This window comes from uncultured Methanobrevibacter sp., assembly GCF_902771435.1.
GTDB lineage: Archaea > Methanobacteriota > Methanobacteria > Methanobacteriales > Methanobacteriaceae > Methanocatella.
In genome coordinates, this window is record NZ_CACXXB010000018.1 from 23752 (window position 1) to 43271 (window position 19520).

At 36.7% G+C, this 19520-nt stretch carries 20 protein-coding genes; 8 read left to right on the top strand and 12 right to left on the bottom strand.

Annotation, left to right across the window (positions count from 1 at the left end):
* Positions 1-26: 26 nt before the first annotated feature.
* Positions 27-1325: a nucleotide sugar dehydrogenase gene (locus QZU83_RS06320; protein WP_295610582.1), complete on the bottom strand. Its 1299-nt coding sequence runs from the start codon at positions 1323-1325 to the stop codon at positions 27-29.
* A gap of 204 nt (positions 1326-1529) precedes the next feature.
* Here QZU83_RS06320 and QZU83_RS06325 point away from each other — a divergent pair, with 204 nt between their 5' ends.
* On the top strand, positions 1530-3017 hold the full coding sequence (locus tag QZU83_RS06325) for a glycosyltransferase family A protein (RefSeq protein ID WP_295610584.1): 1488 nt from the start codon (positions 1530-1532) through the stop codon (positions 3015-3017).
* Positions 3018-3187: 170 nt separating this feature from the next.
* Positions 3188-4576: an MFS transporter gene (locus QZU83_RS06330; RefSeq protein ID WP_295610585.1), complete on the top strand. Its 1389-nt coding sequence runs from the start codon at positions 3188-3190 to the stop codon at positions 4574-4576.
* A 224-nt stretch (positions 4577-4800) separates the two neighbouring features.
* On the opposite strand, the gene QZU83_RS06335 is transcribed toward QZU83_RS06330, so the two are convergent.
* From QZU83_RS06335 to QZU83_RS06345, 3 genes are all read right to left on the bottom strand, one after another.
* The gene (locus QZU83_RS06335; RefSeq protein ID WP_295610587.1) at positions 4801-5646 is read right to left on the bottom strand and encodes a pyridoxamine kinase; all 846 of its coding nucleotides are present in this window, start codon (positions 5644-5646) and stop codon (positions 4801-4803) included.
* A gap of 197 nt (positions 5647-5843) precedes the next feature.
* Positions 5844-6941, bottom strand: a complete 1098-nt coding sequence (locus QZU83_RS06340) for a radical SAM protein (RefSeq protein WP_295610588.1) — start codon at positions 6939-6941, stop codon at positions 5844-5846.
* Positions 6942-7568, bottom strand: a complete 627-nt coding sequence (locus QZU83_RS06345) for a TetR/AcrR family transcriptional regulator (RefSeq protein WP_295610590.1) — start codon at positions 7566-7568, stop codon at positions 6942-6944.
* 174 nt (positions 7569-7742) lie between these two features.
* On the opposite strand from QZU83_RS06345, the gene QZU83_RS06350 reads away from it, so the two are divergent.
* A complete protein-coding gene (locus tag QZU83_RS06350) occupies positions 7743-7964 on the top strand; it encodes a hypothetical protein (protein ID WP_295610591.1) in 222 nt (73 codons plus the stop codon).
* Between the two features lie 12 nt (positions 7965-7976).
* On the opposite strand, the gene QZU83_RS06355 is transcribed toward QZU83_RS06350, so the two are convergent.
* A complete protein-coding gene (locus QZU83_RS06355) occupies positions 7977-8645 on the bottom strand; it encodes a class I SAM-dependent methyltransferase (protein ID WP_295610593.1) in 669 nt (222 codons plus the stop codon).
* A gap of 131 nt (positions 8646-8776) precedes the next feature.
* Between QZU83_RS06355 and QZU83_RS06360 the strand changes: the two genes are divergently transcribed.
* The gene (locus tag QZU83_RS06360; protein ID WP_295610594.1) at positions 8777-9265 is read left to right on the top strand and encodes a hypothetical protein; all 489 of its coding nucleotides are present in this window, start codon (positions 8777-8779) and stop codon (positions 9263-9265) included.
* A gap of 103 nt (positions 9266-9368) precedes the next feature.
* A complete protein-coding gene (locus QZU83_RS06365; RefSeq protein WP_295610596.1) occupies positions 9369-10328 on the top strand; it encodes a PLP-dependent cysteine synthase family protein in 960 nt (319 codons plus the stop codon).
* A gap of 16 nt (positions 10329-10344) precedes the next feature.
* On the opposite strand, the gene QZU83_RS06370 is transcribed toward QZU83_RS06365, so the two are convergent.
* The 7 genes from QZU83_RS06370 to QZU83_RS06400 all read right to left on the bottom strand — a co-directional run bounded on the left by QZU83_RS06370 (position 10345) and on the right by QZU83_RS06400 (position 15796).
* Complete coding sequence (locus QZU83_RS06370) at positions 10345-11208, bottom strand: ARMT1-like domain-containing protein (protein ID WP_366925381.1); 864 nt, start codon at positions 11206-11208, stop codon at positions 10345-10347.
* Between the two features lie 8 nt (positions 11209-11216).
* The gene (locus QZU83_RS06375) at positions 11217-11939 is read right to left on the bottom strand and encodes a hypothetical protein (RefSeq protein ID WP_295610597.1); all 723 of its coding nucleotides are present in this window, start codon (positions 11937-11939) and stop codon (positions 11217-11219) included.
* Between the two features lie 94 nt (positions 11940-12033).
* Positions 12034-12468, bottom strand: a complete 435-nt coding sequence (locus QZU83_RS06380) for a hypothetical protein (protein ID WP_295610599.1) — start codon at positions 12466-12468, stop codon at positions 12034-12036.
* A gap of 169 nt (positions 12469-12637) precedes the next feature.
* Positions 12638-14086: an NAD(P)/FAD-dependent oxidoreductase gene (locus QZU83_RS06385; protein ID WP_295610600.1), complete on the bottom strand. Its 1449-nt coding sequence runs from the start codon at positions 14084-14086 to the stop codon at positions 12638-12640.
* A 115-nt stretch (positions 14087-14201) separates the two neighbouring features.
* Positions 14202-14384: a MarR family transcriptional regulator gene (locus tag QZU83_RS06390; RefSeq protein ID WP_295610602.1), complete on the bottom strand. Its 183-nt coding sequence runs from the start codon at positions 14382-14384 to the stop codon at positions 14202-14204.
* Positions 14385-14392: 8 nt separating this feature from the next.
* Entirely contained in the window at positions 14393-15031 is a 639-nt protein-coding gene (locus QZU83_RS06395) for a DUF447 domain-containing protein (protein ID WP_295610603.1), read from the bottom strand.
* A gap of 456 nt (positions 15032-15487) precedes the next feature.
* Positions 15488-15796, bottom strand: coding sequence for a hypothetical protein (locus tag QZU83_RS06400; protein WP_295610605.1), 309 nt, complete (start codon positions 15794-15796; stop codon positions 15488-15490).
* A gap of 296 nt (positions 15797-16092) precedes the next feature.
* Here QZU83_RS06400 and QZU83_RS06405 point away from each other — a divergent pair, with 296 nt between their 5' ends.
* Genes QZU83_RS06405 through QZU83_RS06415 form a run of 3 tightly spaced genes read left to right on the top strand, consistent with a single transcriptional unit; the run spans position 16093 to position 19352 of the window.
* On the top strand, positions 16093-16545 hold the full coding sequence (locus QZU83_RS06405; protein WP_295610607.1) for a MarR family winged helix-turn-helix transcriptional regulator: 453 nt from the start codon (positions 16093-16095) through the stop codon (positions 16543-16545).
* Between the two features lie 11 nt (positions 16546-16556).
* Complete coding sequence (locus QZU83_RS06410; protein WP_295610608.1) at positions 16557-17948, top strand: MFS transporter; 1392 nt, start codon at positions 16557-16559, stop codon at positions 17946-17948.
* A 12-nt stretch (positions 17949-17960) separates the two neighbouring features.
* The gene (locus QZU83_RS06415) at positions 17961-19352 is read left to right on the top strand and encodes an MFS transporter (protein ID WP_295610610.1); all 1392 of its coding nucleotides are present in this window, start codon (positions 17961-17963) and stop codon (positions 19350-19352) included.
* The last annotated feature ends 168 nt before the right edge of the window (positions 19353-19520 follow it).

Below are 19520 nucleotides of genomic sequence, written 5' to 3' on the forward strand. Positions count from 1 at the left end.
TATCTATTATAACTTTTATAATTTCACTACAAAGACCAGTATGAAATTTCATCGGGACTTTCATTTTTGAATCTGAAGATGGATTTAAGGTCTATGATTATAGGCTTGTTTTTGGATAATTTCCTCATTTCATCCAGTGACATGCCTTTAAATTCGTCATGTGCCACTGCAAACAGCATTGCATCATATTTGCCGTCATAATTTTCTGCTAAAGATATGTCATATTCCATTTTTACTTCATTTTCATCGGCATGAGGATCATAAACTGTCAATTCAACCCCCAGTTTTTTAAGCTCATCGAGAATGTCAACCACTTTGCTGTTTCTTATGTCGTTGCAGTTTTCCTTAAAGGTGATTCCCATCACCAGAACGTTTGACCCCTTGATTTGAACATCATTTTCAACCAGCAGATAGATGATGTTTTTAACTATGAACTCCTTGAGATTTTCATTAATCTCACGGCTGATTTCTATAAGTTTGGGATTGAACTGGAGCTTTTTGCTTTTAAAAATCAGGTAATACGGATCTATTCCAATGCAGTGTCCGCCCACAAGGCCAGGATAATATTTTTGGAAGTTCCATTTTGTGCCTGCAGCCTCAATGACGTCAAGGGTATTGATGCCCATGTTATTGAAAATCATGGCAAGCTCATTGACAAGGGCTATGTTTACATCCCTTGTAACGTTTTCAACAATCTTTGCGGCTTCGGCCACCTTAATTGAAGGGGCTTCATGAACACCATTATTTAAAACAGTATCATATACTTTGGAAATGGTTTCAAGTGACTCCTCATCCATACCTGACACAATCTTGGTGATATTTTCAATAGGATTGTTTTTATCGCCGGGATTGATGCGTTCGGGAGAGTATCCGACCTTAAAATCAGCGCCGCATTTAAGGCCTGAAATATCTTCAAGAATCGGAATGCACAGCTCTTCAGTAACGCCCGGATAAACTGTGGACTCATAAACGATTATTGATCCTTTTCTAAGGTTGCGGGCAATGATTTCTGAAGCTGAAACAACGAATTTGAAATCGGGATTTTTCTCCTCATTGATTGGTGTGGGAACAGCAACTACAAAGAAAGATGCGTTTTTAAGTTCATTTTCATCTGAAGTGAAATGTATGCTGGAATCGGTAAGTTCGTTTTCATCCAATTCACATGTTACGTCAATTCCCTGCCTGTATAATTCAATCTTTTCGGCATTGACGTCAAAGCCTATGACGTCATATTTTTTTGAAAACAGGTTGGCTAACGGCAAGCCTACATAGCCCAATCCCACAACGGCTATCTTTTCACTCTTATCTAATAACTTATTGAACATGAATAAAAACTCCAATCTTTCCAAATCTATATATTCATAAATATGAATTCCGTACTTAATTAAATTTATGGACTATCAATAATGACAAAATAACAACTTGAATATATGAAATTAAACTCCTAAAATGCATTAATTTCTATAACAAAAGATAAATATAAATTTTAATAAATAATAATACGATATAATTTTTTTGGTGTTAAACAGATGGCAGACTTTAAATATTCTATCATAACTGCAATTTTCAACAATGAAAAATATCTTGAAGAATCTATTGAATCTGTAATCAATCAGGACATTGGATTTAAGGATAATGTTCAGCTGATTCTTGTAGATGATGGAAGCACAGACAAATCCCCGGATATCGCCAGGAGTTATGAAGAAAAGTATCCTGACAACATACTGGCCCTAACCAAAGAAAACGGAGGAGTTGCAAGCGCACGTAATCTGGGTCTGAAGCATGTTCGTGGAAAATATGTAAACTTTTTTGACAGCGATGACAAGCTCTCCCCAAATACATTAAGCGTCATTGACGGTTTTTTAACACAGCACCCCGATGTTAATGTTGTTTCAATGCCATTGAAATTCTTCGACAAGCGTGAAGGAGACCATTACCTCAACTACAAGTTTGAAGAAGAAGGAATCATTGACTTGGATGAAAAATTTGACTATCCCCAAATGAGTATGGCCTCATCATTTGTAGACATCGATGCGATTAAGGATTATAAATTCAACACCCATCTAGTCAACGGATCAGATTCCCAGCTATTGAATAGGGTTCTGATAGATGAAAACAGATATGGCGTTGTCAATAAAACCCATTACAATTACAGAAAACGCCAGGAAGAATCATCCATTATGGATACTGCCAAATTTTCCAAGAGATTCTTCACACAGAAAATGCAGCTGTACTATAAACTTCTCATTGACGAGTGCATTGAAAAGAAAGGCGAAGTAACCCCCTACATTCAATATCTGGTTCTTTTGGACATGGGCGGAATCATCAAAACTCCTGAACTTGATAATGTTTTCGATACTGCAGAAGAGGTTGATGAGTTCTGGCAATGCCTGGATGACATATTAGTCCATATTGATGAAAACATCATCCTAAACCACAGATACTACAATCATGACGAGAAAATGTTTATCATTTACTTGAAAAACAGGGATTTCCACTCAGAGACAAATCCCAAAAAGAACAAGGCATGGCTTAAATCCAATGACAGGGCAATAAACAGACTGCACAAGCACAACATTCATATTGACTACATTAAAACAGAAAGGAATAATCTGGTGGTTGACGGATTTTTCTCAAGCAATTCCAGATACGAATCCATCAGCATAAAAGCCGTTACAGATTCCAAAAAGACCTTTGTCGGACAACGTGTTGAAAGCAAATATGAGGACAGAGGCATTAAAAGCTATCTGGGCATAGACTGGAAATTCAAGTATAATTTCACTATTAAAATTCCATTAAGCAGTGATGATTTTAGTTTCAGGCTGTCTGTTGAATTTAGTGAAGACGACAAGTTCATCGAGATGTTTTCGGATGTTGACTTTAAAAGCCACTCAAACATTACCCTGGAAAATCCAAGCATCATGTATAAATCACACCATATCTCCTTTAAGGGCAATGAATTCCATGTAGTGAAATGTTCCCTTAAAGACAGACTGAAATCAAGGTTTTCAGGTTAATTCTTTCCCGTTTTCATATGAGCGGTTCGCCAATATTATCACATTACCTGAATATAATACAATCTATTTCTACAAAAGTATTATATAATACACAAATTATATTTAAACATGATAATTGTAAAGATATTCTAATTTTGAATTGAATATTTTCAAGAATATATGGTAATAGCATGCAGGAAAGAACTTTAGATACGAAAACCAGAAATTTGATACTTGTGCTTTTTTTAATAGGAGTGTTCATGGGCTCCCTGGATACAGGAATAATAGGCCCCGTGCTGCCGTCAATCGAACAGACATTTAATCTGACAAGCAGGGAATCAAGCTGGATATTTACCCTATTTGTAATTGCGTTCATGATCGGATCACCTGTAATGGCCAAATTTTCAGACTTTTACGGCAGAAAAAAGATTTTTATTATGGATGTGGTTTTATTCGGAATAGGATCATGCCTTATTGCATTTTCAGCAAATATCTCCCTGATATTTCTTGGAAGGATTGTTCAGGGCTTCGGCTGTGGAGGAATATTTCCGGTAGGAGGAGCATTCATTGGAGATGCATTTCCTATTGAAGAGCGTGGAAAGGCACTGGGTATTCTTGGAAGCGTATTTGGAATTTCAGCTATTGGCGGGCCATTGGTTGGTGCGGCATTAATTCCATATGGCTGGAACTGGTGTTTTACAATCAATATACCTATAAGCATTTTCATAATCCTGTTTGCATTCTACATTCTTCCTGATTTTGAAAACAAAAGAAAGATGAAAATTGATTATCCTGGAATCATAATATTGAGTCTGCTTGCAATATTGCTGGCATACGGTCTCAATCAGATTGATTCAAGCAATTTCATTAAAAGCCTCATGTCCGTCAATGTAGCTCCCTTCCTGATAATGTTCATCATTTTAATTCCTATATTTTATAAAATAGAAAAAAGGGCAGAAGAGTCCATCGTACCCATACATATGCTTAAAAACACAGAAATCAGCATTGCATGTGTTGAAACATTATGCTACGGAATAATCTATTCATCAGCAATATTCATTCCATCTTTAGTAATCCTTTCAATGGGTTTGAATGACAAGTATGCAAGCCTGATGCTTATTCCAATTTTGGGAGCCAATGCAGTTGCAGCACCAGTACTTGGTAAAATTCTCGATTCCGTCGGTTCACGTAAGATTATGGCTGCAGGAACATTGATACTGACAGTCGGCCTGATTGCCATTGCAATATTTCCGAACAATTTCATATTGTTCATTATTGCCGGATGTATGGTCGGTGTAGGTCTTGTAACAATCATAGGTGCTCCTTTAAGATATATTGTATTATGTGAAGCAAAACCTAATGAAAGGGGAGCCGGGCAGGCCATTGTAAATATGCTGTCAAGTGCAGGTCAGCTTATTGGCGGAGCTCTCATCGGAGGAATTATTGCATCATTTATCGGAATTATGGGTTATAAGGTCAGCCTGTTTTTAGCTGCGCTTGTTGCATTTGTAGCTTTCTTGTTTACCCTCAAACTGAAAAGCCGTGACGAACAGATCGAAACCATGAAATCAAATCTATAATATTATTGACATTGCCGGCATAATCAGTGAAAAAAAGTTAAAGTGAACTGTCTGATATACATTACCAAATCAAATAGAAATTGAAAAAGGGCATCGTTAATGTTAATGTAAAAGTCGATTAAAATAATGCATTGCAATGCGAAGACATTGATTTAAATTGACCCTAAAATTAATTAAATTAAATAAAAAAAGAGTGGTATTTGTACCACATTAAGAGGTACAAACTAGATTGAGTCAAGCAGGTCGTATAACTCGGGAATTGCCTGTTCGAATTTGACTCCATACCAGTGATTTTCATCACCGATTGTCTTTTCAATTGCCTTTTTGGTAAATTCACCGGCAACCTTTGCAGCTGCTGTAGGTGTTTTGCCAACCATAATTGATCCGACAAAAGCTGAAGCGAATACATCTCCGGTTCCGTGAGATACATAATTTATTCTTTCGTTATATACGATTTCACAGATATTTTCCTGTTTGTCCAAAACAATCATTCCAAGCTTGTTTTCCTTGTGTGTATCGCCTTTCAGGATTACATATCTTTTGGTAAAATCGGAAAGTTCCCTTGCCATTTCGAGCATTTCCTCTTTTGTGAATTCCTCTTTCCAAGGTTTGTGTAATATATAGCAGGCTTCTGTTGTGTTTGGAAGTATATAATCGCCCAATTTGCAAAGTTCTCCCATTTTATCTGCAAATTCCTGGTCAAATCCATTGTAGAATTCACCATGATCTGCCATAGCAGGGTCGACAAACACAAGCCCTTCAGGTTTTAATCTTGAATCTATAATATCCTTAATATAATCCAATTGCTCTATTGAAGCTATAAATCCAGTATATATTGCATCAAAATCTATTCCTTCTCTTTCCCAGTGTTTTCTGATTTCAGGAAGGTCCTCTGTTAAGTCCCTAACAGTAAAATCAGTGAACCCGGAAGTATGAGTTGAGAGAACTGCTGAAGGAAGAATTGCAGTTTCTATTCCAAATGCTGAAACCACAGGCAGTGCAACTGTTATGGAACACTGACCGAAGCATGATATATCCTGAATTGTTAATATTTTTGTTGCATCATTCATTTTTTTCTACCTAAACTTATTTATTTTATCAGATAAAGAACCGCATTAATAGTCTATCAAATGTATTATATAAAACTTTGTAGAACAAAAATGTATATTATTATCAAATATGTTACATTTTCATCCAATTATTCATTATTTAATATGAAATTTTTAACTTGAACCCATCCAATAGAAACACCATCAGCCAATGGCCTTTAGTCAACTCTATTGAGTATTCTTGCCACATCCTCCTCATGTTCAAACAAAACGCATCCTCCTTCATGGTCATCCATCAGGATTCCTTCATCCCTCAGTGATTTGAAGAGGTTTGAATCCAACGCTTCAAGAAGGGAAGTGTCCTTTACATTGACATCAGAGAAAGGTGAAGCCGGGCACGGTTCGGCACCGCCATGTGAGTTGATATGGAAAAATCCTCTTCCCGCTGCCAGACATCCTCCAGAGGTCTTTTCATCACCCGGAAATGACATGAACAGCATGTCATCATATTCACTGCGCAGACGGTCGATTTCACTGAATAACATATCCCTTTCCCTGTCAGTTGGCGCCATGTCGGCTGTCTGTTTGTTGAGAGGAACATATTCAATGAAAAACACCACCTTACAGCCTAAATCATGCAGTTTGTTTATGTATTCATCTGAAACCAGTAGAGACATATTTCCTTTTGTGAAGGTTAGTGAAGCTCCAAAGATAATATTCTTTTTCTTCATTATCTCCATTGAATTTACCAACTGCCGGTAAACTCCCTTGCCACGTCTTGAATCCGTAATTTCCTCATCACCTTCAATGGAAAAGATCGGTACCAGATTTCTGTTTTCATCAAATAATTTCACATATTCATCATTCAGCATAGTTCCATTTGTAAATAGGGGGAATAAAATTTCGCTGAATTCACTTGCCTTGGCTATGACATCATCCCTAATCATCGGCTCTCCTCCTGCAAGAACAATGAAACTTATTCCAATGTCCTTTGCCTGTGTGAAAATGTTTTCCCATTCATCTGCCGAAAGCTGGTTTGAGGGGATTTCATCACTGCATGAGTTATTTGCCCGTGAATAGCAGCCTGTGCAATGCAGATTACAGCTGCTTGTAATGCTTGCTATTAAAAATACAGGAATGTTTTGGCCGTTTTTTTCATATCTTTTCCTGATTTCGGTTGCTTTTTTGGCATTTTTTGAGAATTTAAGGAGAAATAAACTTTCCTTTGGATTTTTAAATGTGGCTTTCAGCGCATCCTTTATGATCAATTCCACACCATTTGCAAGATATTCCTGAATATTGAATGTGTCATCCATTTATCTCACCTTTACGCAATCGAGCAGAAATTTTGCATGCTCTTCGGCTTCATTAAAGAAATTGTCCAGATAGCTTTTTGGAATATCGTCATATTTTGCACACATTTCCAAAAGCAGGTATATCGGAAAGCTGTAATATTCCTTGGCCAGCAGTTTTGGATTGCAGTCAGGACGTATTATTCCATTTTCCTTTAAAATAGTGAAAAAGCCATTCCAGAAAAGCAATGGTTTAACAAGTATTTCATTTTGGAAAAACGCCCTAATGTATTCGTTATAATTCATTTGAATAAATATCAGTTTCCAGATTTTCAGGTTTCTCTCTTCTGAAAACATGCCCTTTATGGCTTCAGAACCCATGTGATAGAACATCTCAGGATTTTCAAGCAATATATTATTGTCTGATTCCAATAGCAGCTCTTCACTATTCAATAATTCGTCATATTCAAAAAGGTCTTGAAAATACTCAAATATGTCCATCAGTATCGCTTCTTTTGATGGATAATGGCTATATATTGAACTTTTTTTAATTCCAACCTCTTCTGCAATTTCTCTTAGTGAAACTGAATCATATCCTTTCCTTGAAAACAAATCCAGAGATACATCAAAAATTTTTTCTTTGGTGCTCATAATCCAACCTACCGTTCGTTAGGTATATTATTCAATTCATGATATATAAACGTGCCTATTCAGACAGGTTAGAAATCTCTAGTTTGTCAATTAGAAAATATGAACAAGGAATATATAAATAGTAATCTAAACAAAAATATAATCAATATAAAGTTATCTTAATGGAGGACTAATATGGATTCAGACAATTTAATTAAAGCAGCATGTTCATTTCTTGTACCCGGCCTTGGACAGATGATTAAAGGAGATTTTGGAAGAGGTTTGAAATTTTTAATAGGTTTTATTGTCATATGGTTTGCACTCCTGTTTACACAAATACCATTTTTACAAACCGTAGTCGGAATTATATTAAGAATTTTTTCAGCATATGATGCATATAACCTTAATGAGAATTAATATGAAAAATTTCTATTTTTGAGCTATAACACACAGCCAAGTGATAATCTTTCCGGTAACACTGTCAGGACCCTCTTTTAAGATGCACAAAACATCACTAAAACCTGCTTGGCGCAAATATTCCTCCAATTCATCGCCAGAATATATATTCATATCCAACAATTCAATGAGTTCCCTTTGACGTTCATCATCCTTTTTCGGAACTGCCTCATTGCATATAAAGAAAATGCCGTCATCATCCAAAACCCTACTGACCTCTTTTAAGTCGTCTGCAATATCGGGCCAGAAATAGATGGTTTCAAAAGCAGTGACAATATCAAAACTATTATCTTCATATGGCAAGTCACTTACTGACCCCTGGAGGATTTCACATCTCCCTTCATCAATAGCTTTTTGATTCAGCTGAACAGATCTTTTGACTGCAAGGGCAGAATAATCAAGGCCGCAAACTTTAGCGCAGCTCATTTTGAGAAATCTTTCAACATTGACACCGCCGCCGCAACCAATATCAAGAATGAAATCATCTTCAGTGACATTCAGGTGGCTCACACCCCATTTTGCAAGGTTTTCATGGTTTTTCGCCATCCAATCCAGAAGTTCATCACCCAGTTCACCCTGAGGATTTCTTGCATTTTTAAACAATTCCGGCTCTTCAATCAATTCAAACTGTTTATCCTCCATTTTTTCACCATTGCCCATTAAACAAGTCTTTTTCCTTTTAAATCATATTTACAATAGATATTTCTGTTAAAGCAAATATTTAATAATATAGCTAAAAAAATATAACTGTAAATATCTCCGGAGAATACATAATGCATGTAAGAAAAGCAAAGCCAAAAGATTTGGATGACATCATGAAAATATATTCAATGGCTCAGGATTTCATGATAGAGTCCGGAAATCCCAATCAGTGGGGCCGTTCCTATCCATCAAAAGAACTAATCATAGATGATATTGAAAATGAAATTTGTCATGTAATATGTAAAGACAATAAACCCCATGGAGTTTTTGCACTGTTCAGCGGTGATGAACCAACATACCAGTACATAGAAGACGGCAAATGGCTTAACGAATGTCCTTATGTTACCGTGCATAGGATTGCAAGTGACGGGAAGTGTCATGGAATATTCAAATGCGCAATAGCATACTGCAAAAGTATTTCAGACAACATCAGGATAGACACACACAAAAGCAACACGGTTATGCAAAGGCAGATTGAAAAGAACGGCTTTGAAAAATGCGGAACAGTATATGTCAGAGACGGTTCGCCAAGAATAGCTTACCAATGGTCGAAACAATGAACTGAATTTAGAAAAAATTTCTATTTGCAATCTTGGAATATAAAAAAATATTTTATAAAAGACGAACATAAATAACAATGTTAGATTTTTTGGATTGAATGTTATGAATGTGGAAAATTTAGTTGGGAATACCCCAATGATTAAAATCGATTATGAGTATGAAGGAAAGCAAGGCAGCATATATACCAAACTTGAATATTACAATTATTCAGGAAGTATTAAAGATAGGATAGCCCTATATATTCTCCTAAAGGAAAAAGAAAACGGCAATTTGGCTGACGGCCAGTCCATTGTGGAAGTTACAAGCGGAAACACAGGCATTGCCTTCAGCGCTTTTGGAGCTCTTTTAGGCCATGAGGTCCATATATTCATGCCGGACTGGGTATCCCTTGAGAGAAGAAAAATCCTTCAGATGTACGGAGCGCACGTTCATCTCGTATCCAAGGAAGAAGGAGGATTCAAAGGTGCTTTAAAACTTGCAGAAGAATTTGCACTCAAAACCAATGCATTCAGACCACTCCAATTTGACAATCCATTAAACGTTGAAGCACAATATAAAACAACCGGCCAGGAAATCATAGATGCAGTTCCTGACGTAAACGCATTTGTATCCGGAATCGGTACCGGAGGAACATTGATGGGAATCGGAAAAAGATTAAAAGACAACAATCCTGATTCCAAAATATTTGCACTTGAACCATCAACATTATCAATCCTTAAAATGGGCATGGAAGAGGGAAGCCATATGATTGAAGGTATCGGAGATGACTTTATTCCGGGAATCGTTGATAAGGATCTGATTGATGACATTGTCTTGATTCATGACTGTGATGCAATAAACATGTCAAAAAGAATAGCTAAGGAATTCGGTTTGGGAATTGGCATTTCCAGTGGAGCAAACTTCCTTGCGGCTGTTTTAATGGACAATGACGATTTGACTATAGCTACTGTATTTGCAGATGACAACAAAAAATACATTACAACAAAACTGTCCGAAGAAATAGATGATGACCCTAAACTGATTTCAAACAAAATAAATCTACTTGGATTTGAAGTAATTTAATTATTTGAATCCATACTTATATTTTTTTTAAAATTAATGAATTTATATCCACCGACAGATTTTTGGAAATCAGATTGCATTTGGTGCAGAGAAGCGCAAATACATCCTTTCCAGCCAAATCCATTTCAGTCAGCCCCTCATAATTTGCCAATCCTTTAGAAACTATTAAACTGCTTTCATCAAATACTTTTCTAAACTCAGGGGAAAACATTTCTTCTACAATTCCTCCTGAATCGCTTCCGACGGTAATGATTTCGCCAAATTCATGCAAACCTGCCTCAACAGCTTCTTTTGTACATGCATCATTAACAATTGGAGAGCTTTTAACTGCCACAGTGACATTAACGTCATAGTCAAGAATCTTTTCTATCAGTAATCTGTCGAATACTATTTCACCGGAATTGTCTGCCAGATACAGGACATCATCATGAAAATCCAAAGCCCTTTCAAACTCATCAGTGTCGTTGATGCTCAATTCTCTATTCAGGTTATCTTTTATCAGGGTTTTGAAATCTGTGCTGATGCTATATGGTCCAAAATCAAGAATATTACCTACAATTGCAACTTTAACATAAGTTTCCAGGCTATCGTTGGTTTTTAAAATCTCCTGTACATTATCTATCATGGAGAGTGCAATTTCATTGCTCATTTCTTTCTGTTTTGAATATGGATTCACACATTGTGTTTTTTGTTTGATGTATTGGTTGACCTCGGTTGCAATCTTATTCGGCTGTGAGTTTTTGTTGAAGTTTTCAGCCATGTGAATCATGCAGTTCTGCATCAGTTCAAATTTCAAATTCTCGTCGTTTGTCGACAAATCAATGACTTCCTTTACCTGCCTTAAGATGCAGGGTCCACATTCATAATACGATTTGATAATATCACTCCTTAAAAGTCCAAGTTGTCCACTGCATTTATCAGTTCCATCATGTGCATGTCCTTTTCGCTTTGAGATGCGAAGCTGTATTCCTCAAAGTAGAATGCAGGCACGCCATTTTTATTCAACGGTATTGTAAGGTAAGGTCCGCTTGTTGTGGAATCCGGCACATAATATGAAATGTTTTCACATTCACCGGCTATATCCCTTGCATACTCACTGCCCGTTGATTCCTTAACTGGGCTGAAGACGAATGTCTTATATGGATATGCGCCGACATTTGAATGAACGTCAATTGCCATTTCATAGTCTCCGTCAGCTATTTCAGGATATACATATTTCAATGCCAGATTCTGCCCGTTTTGCCTTCCGGGACTGTTGTCAGATGATCCATCACCATAATGACCTATATCCTCAGTCACATTGATGATGTATATGTCATAGCAGTGGTTGAGGTCAGTTAATGACGGAAGTAACTTGAGCAGTGTTTTGTGGGTTTCGTTTTCTAGCGGATGAACTCCGACCACATAAGCTATTTTCTGGGAATCGGGATTTCCAATATTTCTAATCACCCTGACGCTGCCCTTATCATTAACTGTATCATTGGCCAGTACCTCATATGAGATACCTTCTGCGTTGTTGCCATTTATTGAAGTTGAATTAAAAATGGCTATGCAGCATGCAAGAATAACAATCAGTAGAATTAGAATTATCAGATAGTCTCGTTTAATCATTGTTTGAACTATTGAATTTAATAAGATATAAATTTTGATAAATAATTTAAAAAAAGATAAAAAAAAATAAAAAAGTAAGGCTAAAAATCAAAGCCTATTCTCTTTTATAGAAATATGTTCCAGCACCTACTATAATTACAAATGCTAATACTAAGATTGGGTTACCGGTTACAAAATTTTGAATCGCTTTTGGAAGTGAAGTTGAATTGGTTGCATTTCCAGTAGCGTTATTTGTTGTATTTCCGGTTGCATTTCCAGTAGTATTGGTATCAGTTTCATTGGAAGTGGCAATTGTAGCATTTGCTGTTTCATTTGAAGTTGCATCCTGAACTGGAGCATCTGTAGTGCCAGCATTGCCTGCATCATTACCTGTGTCGGCGGTGTCTGCGCCAGTATCGCCGTTTACAGTGGTTTCAGCACCGGCATCGCCATTATCACTAGGCGCAGCATCTTCAGCACATACGAGACCTGCTGAAATAACAACACAAAATATTGCTAATAATGCAATTAACTTTTTGTTAAATTTCATTTTTTCACCTCTGAATAATTTATAAACATGAATTAAATGAAATACTGAAAATATTTCAAATTAACAATCAATGTTACATGTATTATTAGACATTTTAATATATAAAGTTTTTCTAATCAGCAACTCTCCAATTGTTTATGCAATAGTGAGAAATGTTTAAGATTTTTGATTAGAATTTATAATGGATATTGTGCAATTTGTACAGACAGACTGAGCTGCTTGACGGGAATGCGTATATCATTTCATCCAATTCTTCAAGGGTTATTTTCTTGTTGATGATGAATGCGAACATATTTGCAACGTTTTCGGCATCTGCAGCATATATCTCAGCGCCTACAATCTGGAGATCCTTATCCACAATCACTTTTGCCTCAGCTGTCCTGTCGTTTTTAAGCTCAAGTGAATATGCCTGACCGTATCTTATGGTGTGAACATCATATTCATCGCTTTCATCACCTATATATGCAGGCACTCCCACTGTCGCAATTCTTGGAATGGTATATGCAACTGCAGGAACCACAGGATAGGTTATCTCGTCGGCTTCTCCCAAAAGCTCTTTTGCAAGATATTTTGAGTGGTGTATTGCTACGGTTACAAGCTTTGCAATGCCTGTGTCTGCTACATCGCCTGAAGCATATATGTTAGGCACTTCGGTTTGCAGGTGTCCGTTGACCTTGATTCCCTTGTTTGTGTATGTCAGACCGACATTTTCAAGGCCTATGTCCTCCACATTGGCGGTTCTTCCCATTGCAGCTATTACATAATCCCCTGTAATGCTTTGTCCATCATCAAGGTTGACTGTAAATCCGTTTTCATATGCTCTGTTATCTATTTTCGCTTCAGGATCTCTTAAAAATTCATCTGAATTTTGGGCTGATGTGACATTTGAAACCCTGTCTTCAGGATTATCTATTTCTACGTTGCTTATGACTTCTTTTACTGTTCGGTTAAAATGGAAACGTATCCCTTTCTCTTTTAGAATTTCAATGACATTCTGTACATATGGTTGGTGGAAGTATTTCAAGGCCATGTTTCCACGGATAATGACATCGGCTTCGTGACCTGCCTCTGCAAGTATTGATGCGAATTCCATTCCCACAAATCCTGCACCTATGATGACTGCATGTTTCGGAAGCTCTTCAATGTCCAAAAAGTCTGTGCTGTCATGAAGATATTCCTTTCCCTTGATGTCTGGGATGACCGGCTTGAGACCTGTGCATATTACGATTTTATCTGTAGTGAATTTCCTGTCAGCCACCTGGACTGTGTGCTCATCAAGGATAACACCCTTTCCATGTGCCACATCAAGGTCGTATTCATCGAATTTGCCGTCCAGAAATATTGACATTCCTGCGATTCTTTTTCTTTTGTATTTCATCAAATCAGACCAGTTGACGTCAAAGTCGCCTGATTTACCGACGCCTTCAAAATTATCCGCCAATGCCTTGATTTCATATGGAGCGTCCAGGAGCGCCTTGGAATTGCATCCTCTATTTGCACATGCTCCTCCGTATAGGCTTTCCTCAATAATGAGTACTTTAAGGCCTGCTTTTCTTAAAAATCGTCCGCCTTGCCAGGCGGCATTTCCACTTCCAATATAAATAACATCATAATCCATATTTTAACCTCTATTAGTATATAATTAGATTTCAAAATATAAAATTATAATGGATAGCTGAAAATTTAAAAAAATATAAAAAATGAGTATAATCAAAAAAAAGAAAATAAAGATATTATTTGTCTGCTAGAGTCCAATAACATCTTTTTGGAGAAACAATTGTTTCATCCTTTTTCAATTCATTCATGATTTTGTCCACTTCCTTTTTCTCAACGCCAGATAGTTCACTGACTTTTTTGGCGTTTAAAGGTTCTTCTGAATTTTTAAATGCTTCGATTACTTTTTCCTTATCACTCATGATATCACCTATATATCCAATCCCTTTTCAGTCATCTTTTGCCTTAGAATAGCCATGGACTGCTTGACGTCCTTTTCGGCTACTCTTTGGACAACCCGTTCATTTTCCAAAAAGCGATTTTTGTATTCTTCCCTTTTTGCATCATCAACAATATCCAAACGGTTGTAGTCAATCAATGATTCCAAAAATGAGCATAATCCTCTGTTAAGTGCCCGTGCACCCTTTTTGTTTATTGTGATTTTGATGTTTTCAGCCACTACCATATAGCTTTTTGCACCATCATTGACATGATCCTTTTCGGCTGGAAGATCTTCAATTGACTTTACCAGACAAATGAAGTATGCATCCGCATTCTTTAGATATGTAATGTCATCATCAATTACAAAATCAAGATTATCCATATTTCCATACAATGCATCGGCATATATTTGGGGACTGAGAGTGATGTTTACAACAAACATCTTTGTTTGCCTGATGTTTTCAAGGGTTTTGCTTCCTTCAAAAATTCGTGCGGCAATGTCATAATCATTTATGCATTTTACTCCCATTGGAGCTGCATTTACCTCACCTGCACTATCCATGGTAGTGAAAATAGCTTCATACCTAGCTCCTTGTTCCATTCCGATGCTTTCCAAACTAAAAGACATATGTTCACCAACCATATATCTATGCTTGAAATCTATTAAGTTTTTTGCAAATCTTTCTCAACCCTTTATGCTTTCAGAAAAAATTAAAAGATCATATTTTTTAAAGACAATGTCCTTTTATTCCATTTATACAAACCATTTTACCGACAGGAATTTCACTGCAGGGCAATTGATTGTGTTTGTGATATATAAAAGTCTGTATGAGTTTGATTTTTCTTTAGAGTTCATTAAATGGATTTCATCACCATCTCAATTTTGCCGAAAAAAATCTACAATAGATTTTTTTGTGAAATATTTTCAGTTAAACAGATAGATGAACGCATTACAAATTTAATTTTAAAAACAAAGCATTCATTATATTAATGTTAGCTCTAATAATTTAATAGAATTTTCATTTAAATATTAAAATGCTCGTCGGTATTTTCAATTAATACATGAAAAAAGAAAGAAGAGAAATTAGAATTTGAAGACATCTTTAGCCCAGCTTAGGCGTGGTTTATATTCCAGAACTTCCTGGTCAAAAGTCTTTTCTGCTTCCCCATAATTTTCTTCCAGATTTTCTGCTTTTGAATCAATATCCAAAGTAGAGTCCTTAACTTTCCCAAGCATAGTCATTTCTTTATCGATGGATTCCAATTCAGAAAAGGTTTTTTCTTTAGCTTCAAAAAGCATGTCAATGGCTTCGCCGACACTAACGTTATGTGATTCTAAGTGCTTTACCTTTTCAAACTGTTCATCAGTAAATTCGATTTCCATTTTAACCATATATATTCCTCAATTATTTCATTGATATACTATATATATCCTGTACTTTAAATTATTTTCCCAGCACCATTAAGTAAATGATATTTAACAAAAAGCTCAGAAGGTTTTGGTGCATTATCTGACAGAACAAGATTATTCCGAACTGCTCATGATGATGCCTGAGAGATGGAAAGAGGATGAAAAAAAAGATTTAGATAAACTGTTTAAACTTATATTATTTTGAAATTTTATAATTGTTTACTTTTTAACTGTTTCAAAAGAAACATTTATATATTCTTTTAAACTTATTTTTAATCATGAATAGTAAAGACAATTTTCAGGGAATATGGGACAACTCCCCCTTTGTTGCCTGGATTAACAATATCTCAAAAAATCAGATGAAATATTTGAATTCACACATCAAGGACATGAATCTTGGCCATGAGATGAGATATATAATGGCAATCTTTGACAATCCTGGCATCTCCCAGGACGATTTGGTCAACATGTTCGGCCAGAGCAAGGCAACAGTTGCAAAATCACTTAAAAAACTGGAAGATGACGGGTACATAAAAAGGGAAGTGAATCCCGAAAACCGAAGAAAATACATGCTGAATACCACATCCAAGGCTGATGAACTCGTTCCTAAAATCAGAAAAATATCAAAGGATTGGGAGAAGGAAGTCGGCATTACAGATGAAGATTACGAACTCAAAAAAAGAATAAAGGAAATAGCAATCAACGGAATGAAGCTGACCGAAGGCTTATAAGAGGTAAAACAATGAAGATAGAATTCGAAACATATGTAATATTTGTAGCATTCATAACCTCATTTTTTGCAGTGTTCCTCTCAGCAGGCATAGTTTTAGGAGTTCCCGCCATCGCAGCTGAATTTGGTATGAACAATGTCTTTCAAAACTGGATCATTACCCTGAATGCACTTGTCATTGCAATATTCACACTCCCTGCAGGTCAGATTTCAGGAAAATATGGCGTTAAAAAATCACTGATTGCAGGAGTTTCAATATATCTGCTTGCATCAATCGGTGCCTGCCTTTCCTTTTCAACTGAATCATTCTTAATATTCAGAGTATTTCAGGGCATCGGAATAGCATTTTCAAATGTCTCTGCAATGGCAATGGTCGTACAGGCAGTCAAACCTCAAAACAGAGGAAAAGCACTTGGATTTACAGTGACCGGTGTGTATCTGGCAGGATCACTGTCACCGGTATTATGCGGATTTCTGGTGCACAACTTCGGCTGGAGGACAATGTTTTACTTTGTCATACCATTCCTGATGCTCTGCATTGTGCTTATGATATTGAAAATACCGCAGGAATGGAAAACCTACGAGGACAGCAAGATAGATTCTTTAGGTTATGTCATTTATGGAATAGGTATTACATTATTCATTTACGGATTTACCAATCTGATGAATGAATTCGGAGCAATATCCATTATCGTCGGAACTGTTCTGTTAATTGTTTTTGGATACTACGAACTTAAAGTCGATAGCCCTGCATTTAATATGAACCTGTTTAAAAACATGAAGTTCACATCATCCAACGTTGCGGCCTTGTGCAGCTACCTTGCGATAGCTTCAATTACAACCATCCTGAACTATCACTTCCAGTACGTTAGGGGCTGGAATGCACAGATGTCCGGAATGATACTAATCATCACACCAATAATAATGGCAATAATAGCGCCAAATGCCGGCAAGCTGTCCGATAGGATTCATCCGCAAAAACTGGCAGCAATCGGAATGGGAATTGCCACAATAACATTGACAATATTGATATTTTTAGATGCAAACACCCCATTATACCTTATAGTCATAGCTATGATTCTGCAGGGTATCGGAATGGGATTGTTTACAACACCTAATACCAATGCAATCATGAGTTCAGTCCCTCCTAATGAAACCCCAAACGCATCTGCAGCACAATCCGCCATGAGAACAATGGGGCAAACCATCAGCATGGGTCTTTTGACACTCGTTTTTGCATGGATAATGGGTGATTTGGTTCTGTCTTCACAATATGCCAATCTGATAGTTCAATGTTCACAACTGATCTGTTTTATTTGTACAATTTTATGCATAATAGCAATTTTCGCTTCTTTAGTGGGTGTTCACTCTAAAGATGCTTTCAATATAGATAATAAAGTTTAAAGAGGGATAACAATGAAAATAGAATTCGAAACATATGTAGTATTCGTATCATTTATAACATCATTTTTTGCGGTGTTTTTATCAAATGGTATAATAATCGGCGTTCCGGCTATTGCACAGGACTTTGCAATGAATAATGTTATTCAAAACTGGGTGCCGACAATATTTTTCCTGGTGGTGGCAGTATTTACAGTTCCCGCAGGACAAATTTCAGGAAAATTCGGAGTTAAAAAATCACTGATGGCAGGGATTGTCGTCTTTTTATTAGGATCAATCGGTGCATGCCTTGCATTTTCAACAGAATCATTTTTAGTATTCAGGATTATACAGGGTGCAGGAGTTGCATTTCTGAACGTTTCCGCAATGGCAATGGTGGTTCAGGCAGTCAAACCTCAAAACAGAGGAAAAGCACTTGGATTTACAGTGACCGGAGTGTATCTTGCAACATCACTTTCACCGGTAATCTGCGGATTTCTGGTACATAATCTCGGATGGAGAGCAATGTTTTACTTCGTAATCCCATTTTTGGTATTGTGTATCATCTTAATGATTTTGAAAATACCTCAAGAGTGGAAAACCTATGAAAAAGATAAGATTGATAAGGTGGGGTCTGTCCTATATGCCATAGGAATTCTTGCATTCATCTACGGATTTACAACACTGATTACAACAAACGGAAAAATACTGACCGTTGTGGGTGTAATTTTACTCATAATATTCGGATGGTATGAATTAAGACAGACTTCTCCGGTATTCAACATGAATCTGTTTAAAAACAAGAAGTTCACATCATCCAATATTGCAGCATTATGCAGTTACCTTGCAATAATGGTGGTTACAACAATCCTGAACTATCATTTCCAATATGTAAGGGGCTGGAATGCTCAGATGTCCGGAATGATACTTATCATCACACCGATCATCATGGCAATAATGGCGCCTAATGCAGGAAAACTTTCAGACAGAATACATCCTCAAAAGCTTGCAGCCATTGGTATCGGAATTGCTGCAGTTGCACTGGCAATTCTAACATTCCTGACCGGTGACACACCGCTTTATGTTGTTGTATTGGCAATGATTCTACAGGGTATTGGAATGGGACTGTTCTCAAGTCCAAACATGAATGCAATCATGAGTTCAGTTCCTCCGAAAGATGCTCCAACCGCATCAGCTTCACAAGCAACAATGAGGACAATAGGCCAGACCATGAGCTTAGGACTTCTAACACTTGTCTTTGCCTGGGTAATGGGCAGCCTGGAACTGGCTCCGCAATATGCAGGCATGATTGTACAGGCATCTCAAATAATCTGTCTGATATGTACAATAGCATGCATTCTTTCAGTATTCGCATCACTTGTTGGAATTAAATCAAGCGACAAGTTCAATACTGACAGACCTAATTGATAGTATCTTTACTATCAATTTTTCTTTTTTTTAATGTTTTAAAAACACCATTGAAATGTTTTGCTTTACTTGAACCTCTCCGGCTTGTAGAAGCCGGAGATTCTTAGGCCATGCCTATTTTTTCGTCAAAGCATTTCCATTCATAATAATATGTGGATTTTCCTTGAC

Bases quoted from the DNA above. Each gene is read 5' to 3' on its own strand.
- QZU83_RS06320 (WP_295610582.1), bottom strand. From the start codon at position 1,325: ATGTTCAATAAGTTATTAGATAAGAGTGAAAAGATAGCCGTTGTGGGA.
- QZU83_RS06325 (WP_295610584.1), top strand. From the start codon at position 1,530: ATGGCAGACTTTAAATATTCTATCATAACTGCAATTTTCAACAATGAA.
- QZU83_RS06330 (WP_295610585.1), top strand. From the start codon at position 3,188: ATGCAGGAAAGAACTTTAGATACGAAAACCAGAAATTTGATACTTGTG.
- QZU83_RS06335 (WP_295610587.1), bottom strand. From the start codon at position 5,646: ATGAATGATGCAACAAAAATATTAACAATTCAGGATATATCATGCTTC.
- QZU83_RS06340 (WP_295610588.1), bottom strand. From the start codon at position 6,941: ATGGATGACACATTCAATATTCAGGAATATCTTGCAAATGGTGTGGAA.
- QZU83_RS06345 (WP_295610590.1), bottom strand. From the start codon at position 7,568: ATGAGCACCAAAGAAAAAATTTTTGATGTATCTCTGGATTTGTTTTCA.
- QZU83_RS06350 (WP_295610591.1), top strand. From the start codon at position 7,743: ATGGATTCAGACAATTTAATTAAAGCAGCATGTTCATTTCTTGTACCC.
- QZU83_RS06355 (WP_295610593.1), bottom strand. From the start codon at position 8,645: ATGGAGGATAAACAGTTTGAATTGATTGAAGAGCCGGAATTGTTTAAA.
- QZU83_RS06360 (WP_295610594.1), top strand. From the start codon at position 8,777: ATGCATGTAAGAAAAGCAAAGCCAAAAGATTTGGATGACATCATGAAA.
- QZU83_RS06365 (WP_295610596.1), top strand. From the start codon at position 9,369: ATGAATGTGGAAAATTTAGTTGGGAATACCCCAATGATTAAAATCGAT.
- QZU83_RS06375 (WP_295610597.1), bottom strand. From the start codon at position 11,939: ATGATTAAACGAGACTATCTGATAATTCTAATTCTACTGATTGTTATT.
- QZU83_RS06380 (WP_295610599.1), bottom strand. From the start codon at position 12,468: ATGAAATTTAACAAAAAGTTAATTGCATTATTAGCAATATTTTGTGTT.
- QZU83_RS06385 (WP_295610600.1), bottom strand. From the start codon at position 14,086: ATGGATTATGATGTTATTTATATTGGAAGTGGAAATGCCGCCTGGCAA.
- QZU83_RS06390 (WP_295610602.1), bottom strand. From the start codon at position 14,384: ATGAGTGATAAGGAAAAAGTAATCGAAGCATTTAAAAATTCAGAAGAA.
- QZU83_RS06395 (WP_295610603.1), bottom strand. From the start codon at position 15,031: ATGTCTTTTAGTTTGGAAAGCATCGGAATGGAACAAGGAGCTAGGTAT.
- QZU83_RS06400 (WP_295610605.1), bottom strand. From the start codon at position 15,796: ATGGTTAAAATGGAAATCGAATTTACTGATGAACAGTTTGAAAAGGTA.
- QZU83_RS06405 (WP_295610607.1), top strand. From the start codon at position 16,093: ATGAATAGTAAAGACAATTTTCAGGGAATATGGGACAACTCCCCCTTT.
- QZU83_RS06410 (WP_295610608.1), top strand. From the start codon at position 16,557: ATGAAGATAGAATTCGAAACATATGTAATATTTGTAGCATTCATAACC.
- QZU83_RS06415 (WP_295610610.1), top strand. From the start codon at position 17,961: ATGAAAATAGAATTCGAAACATATGTAGTATTCGTATCATTTATAACA.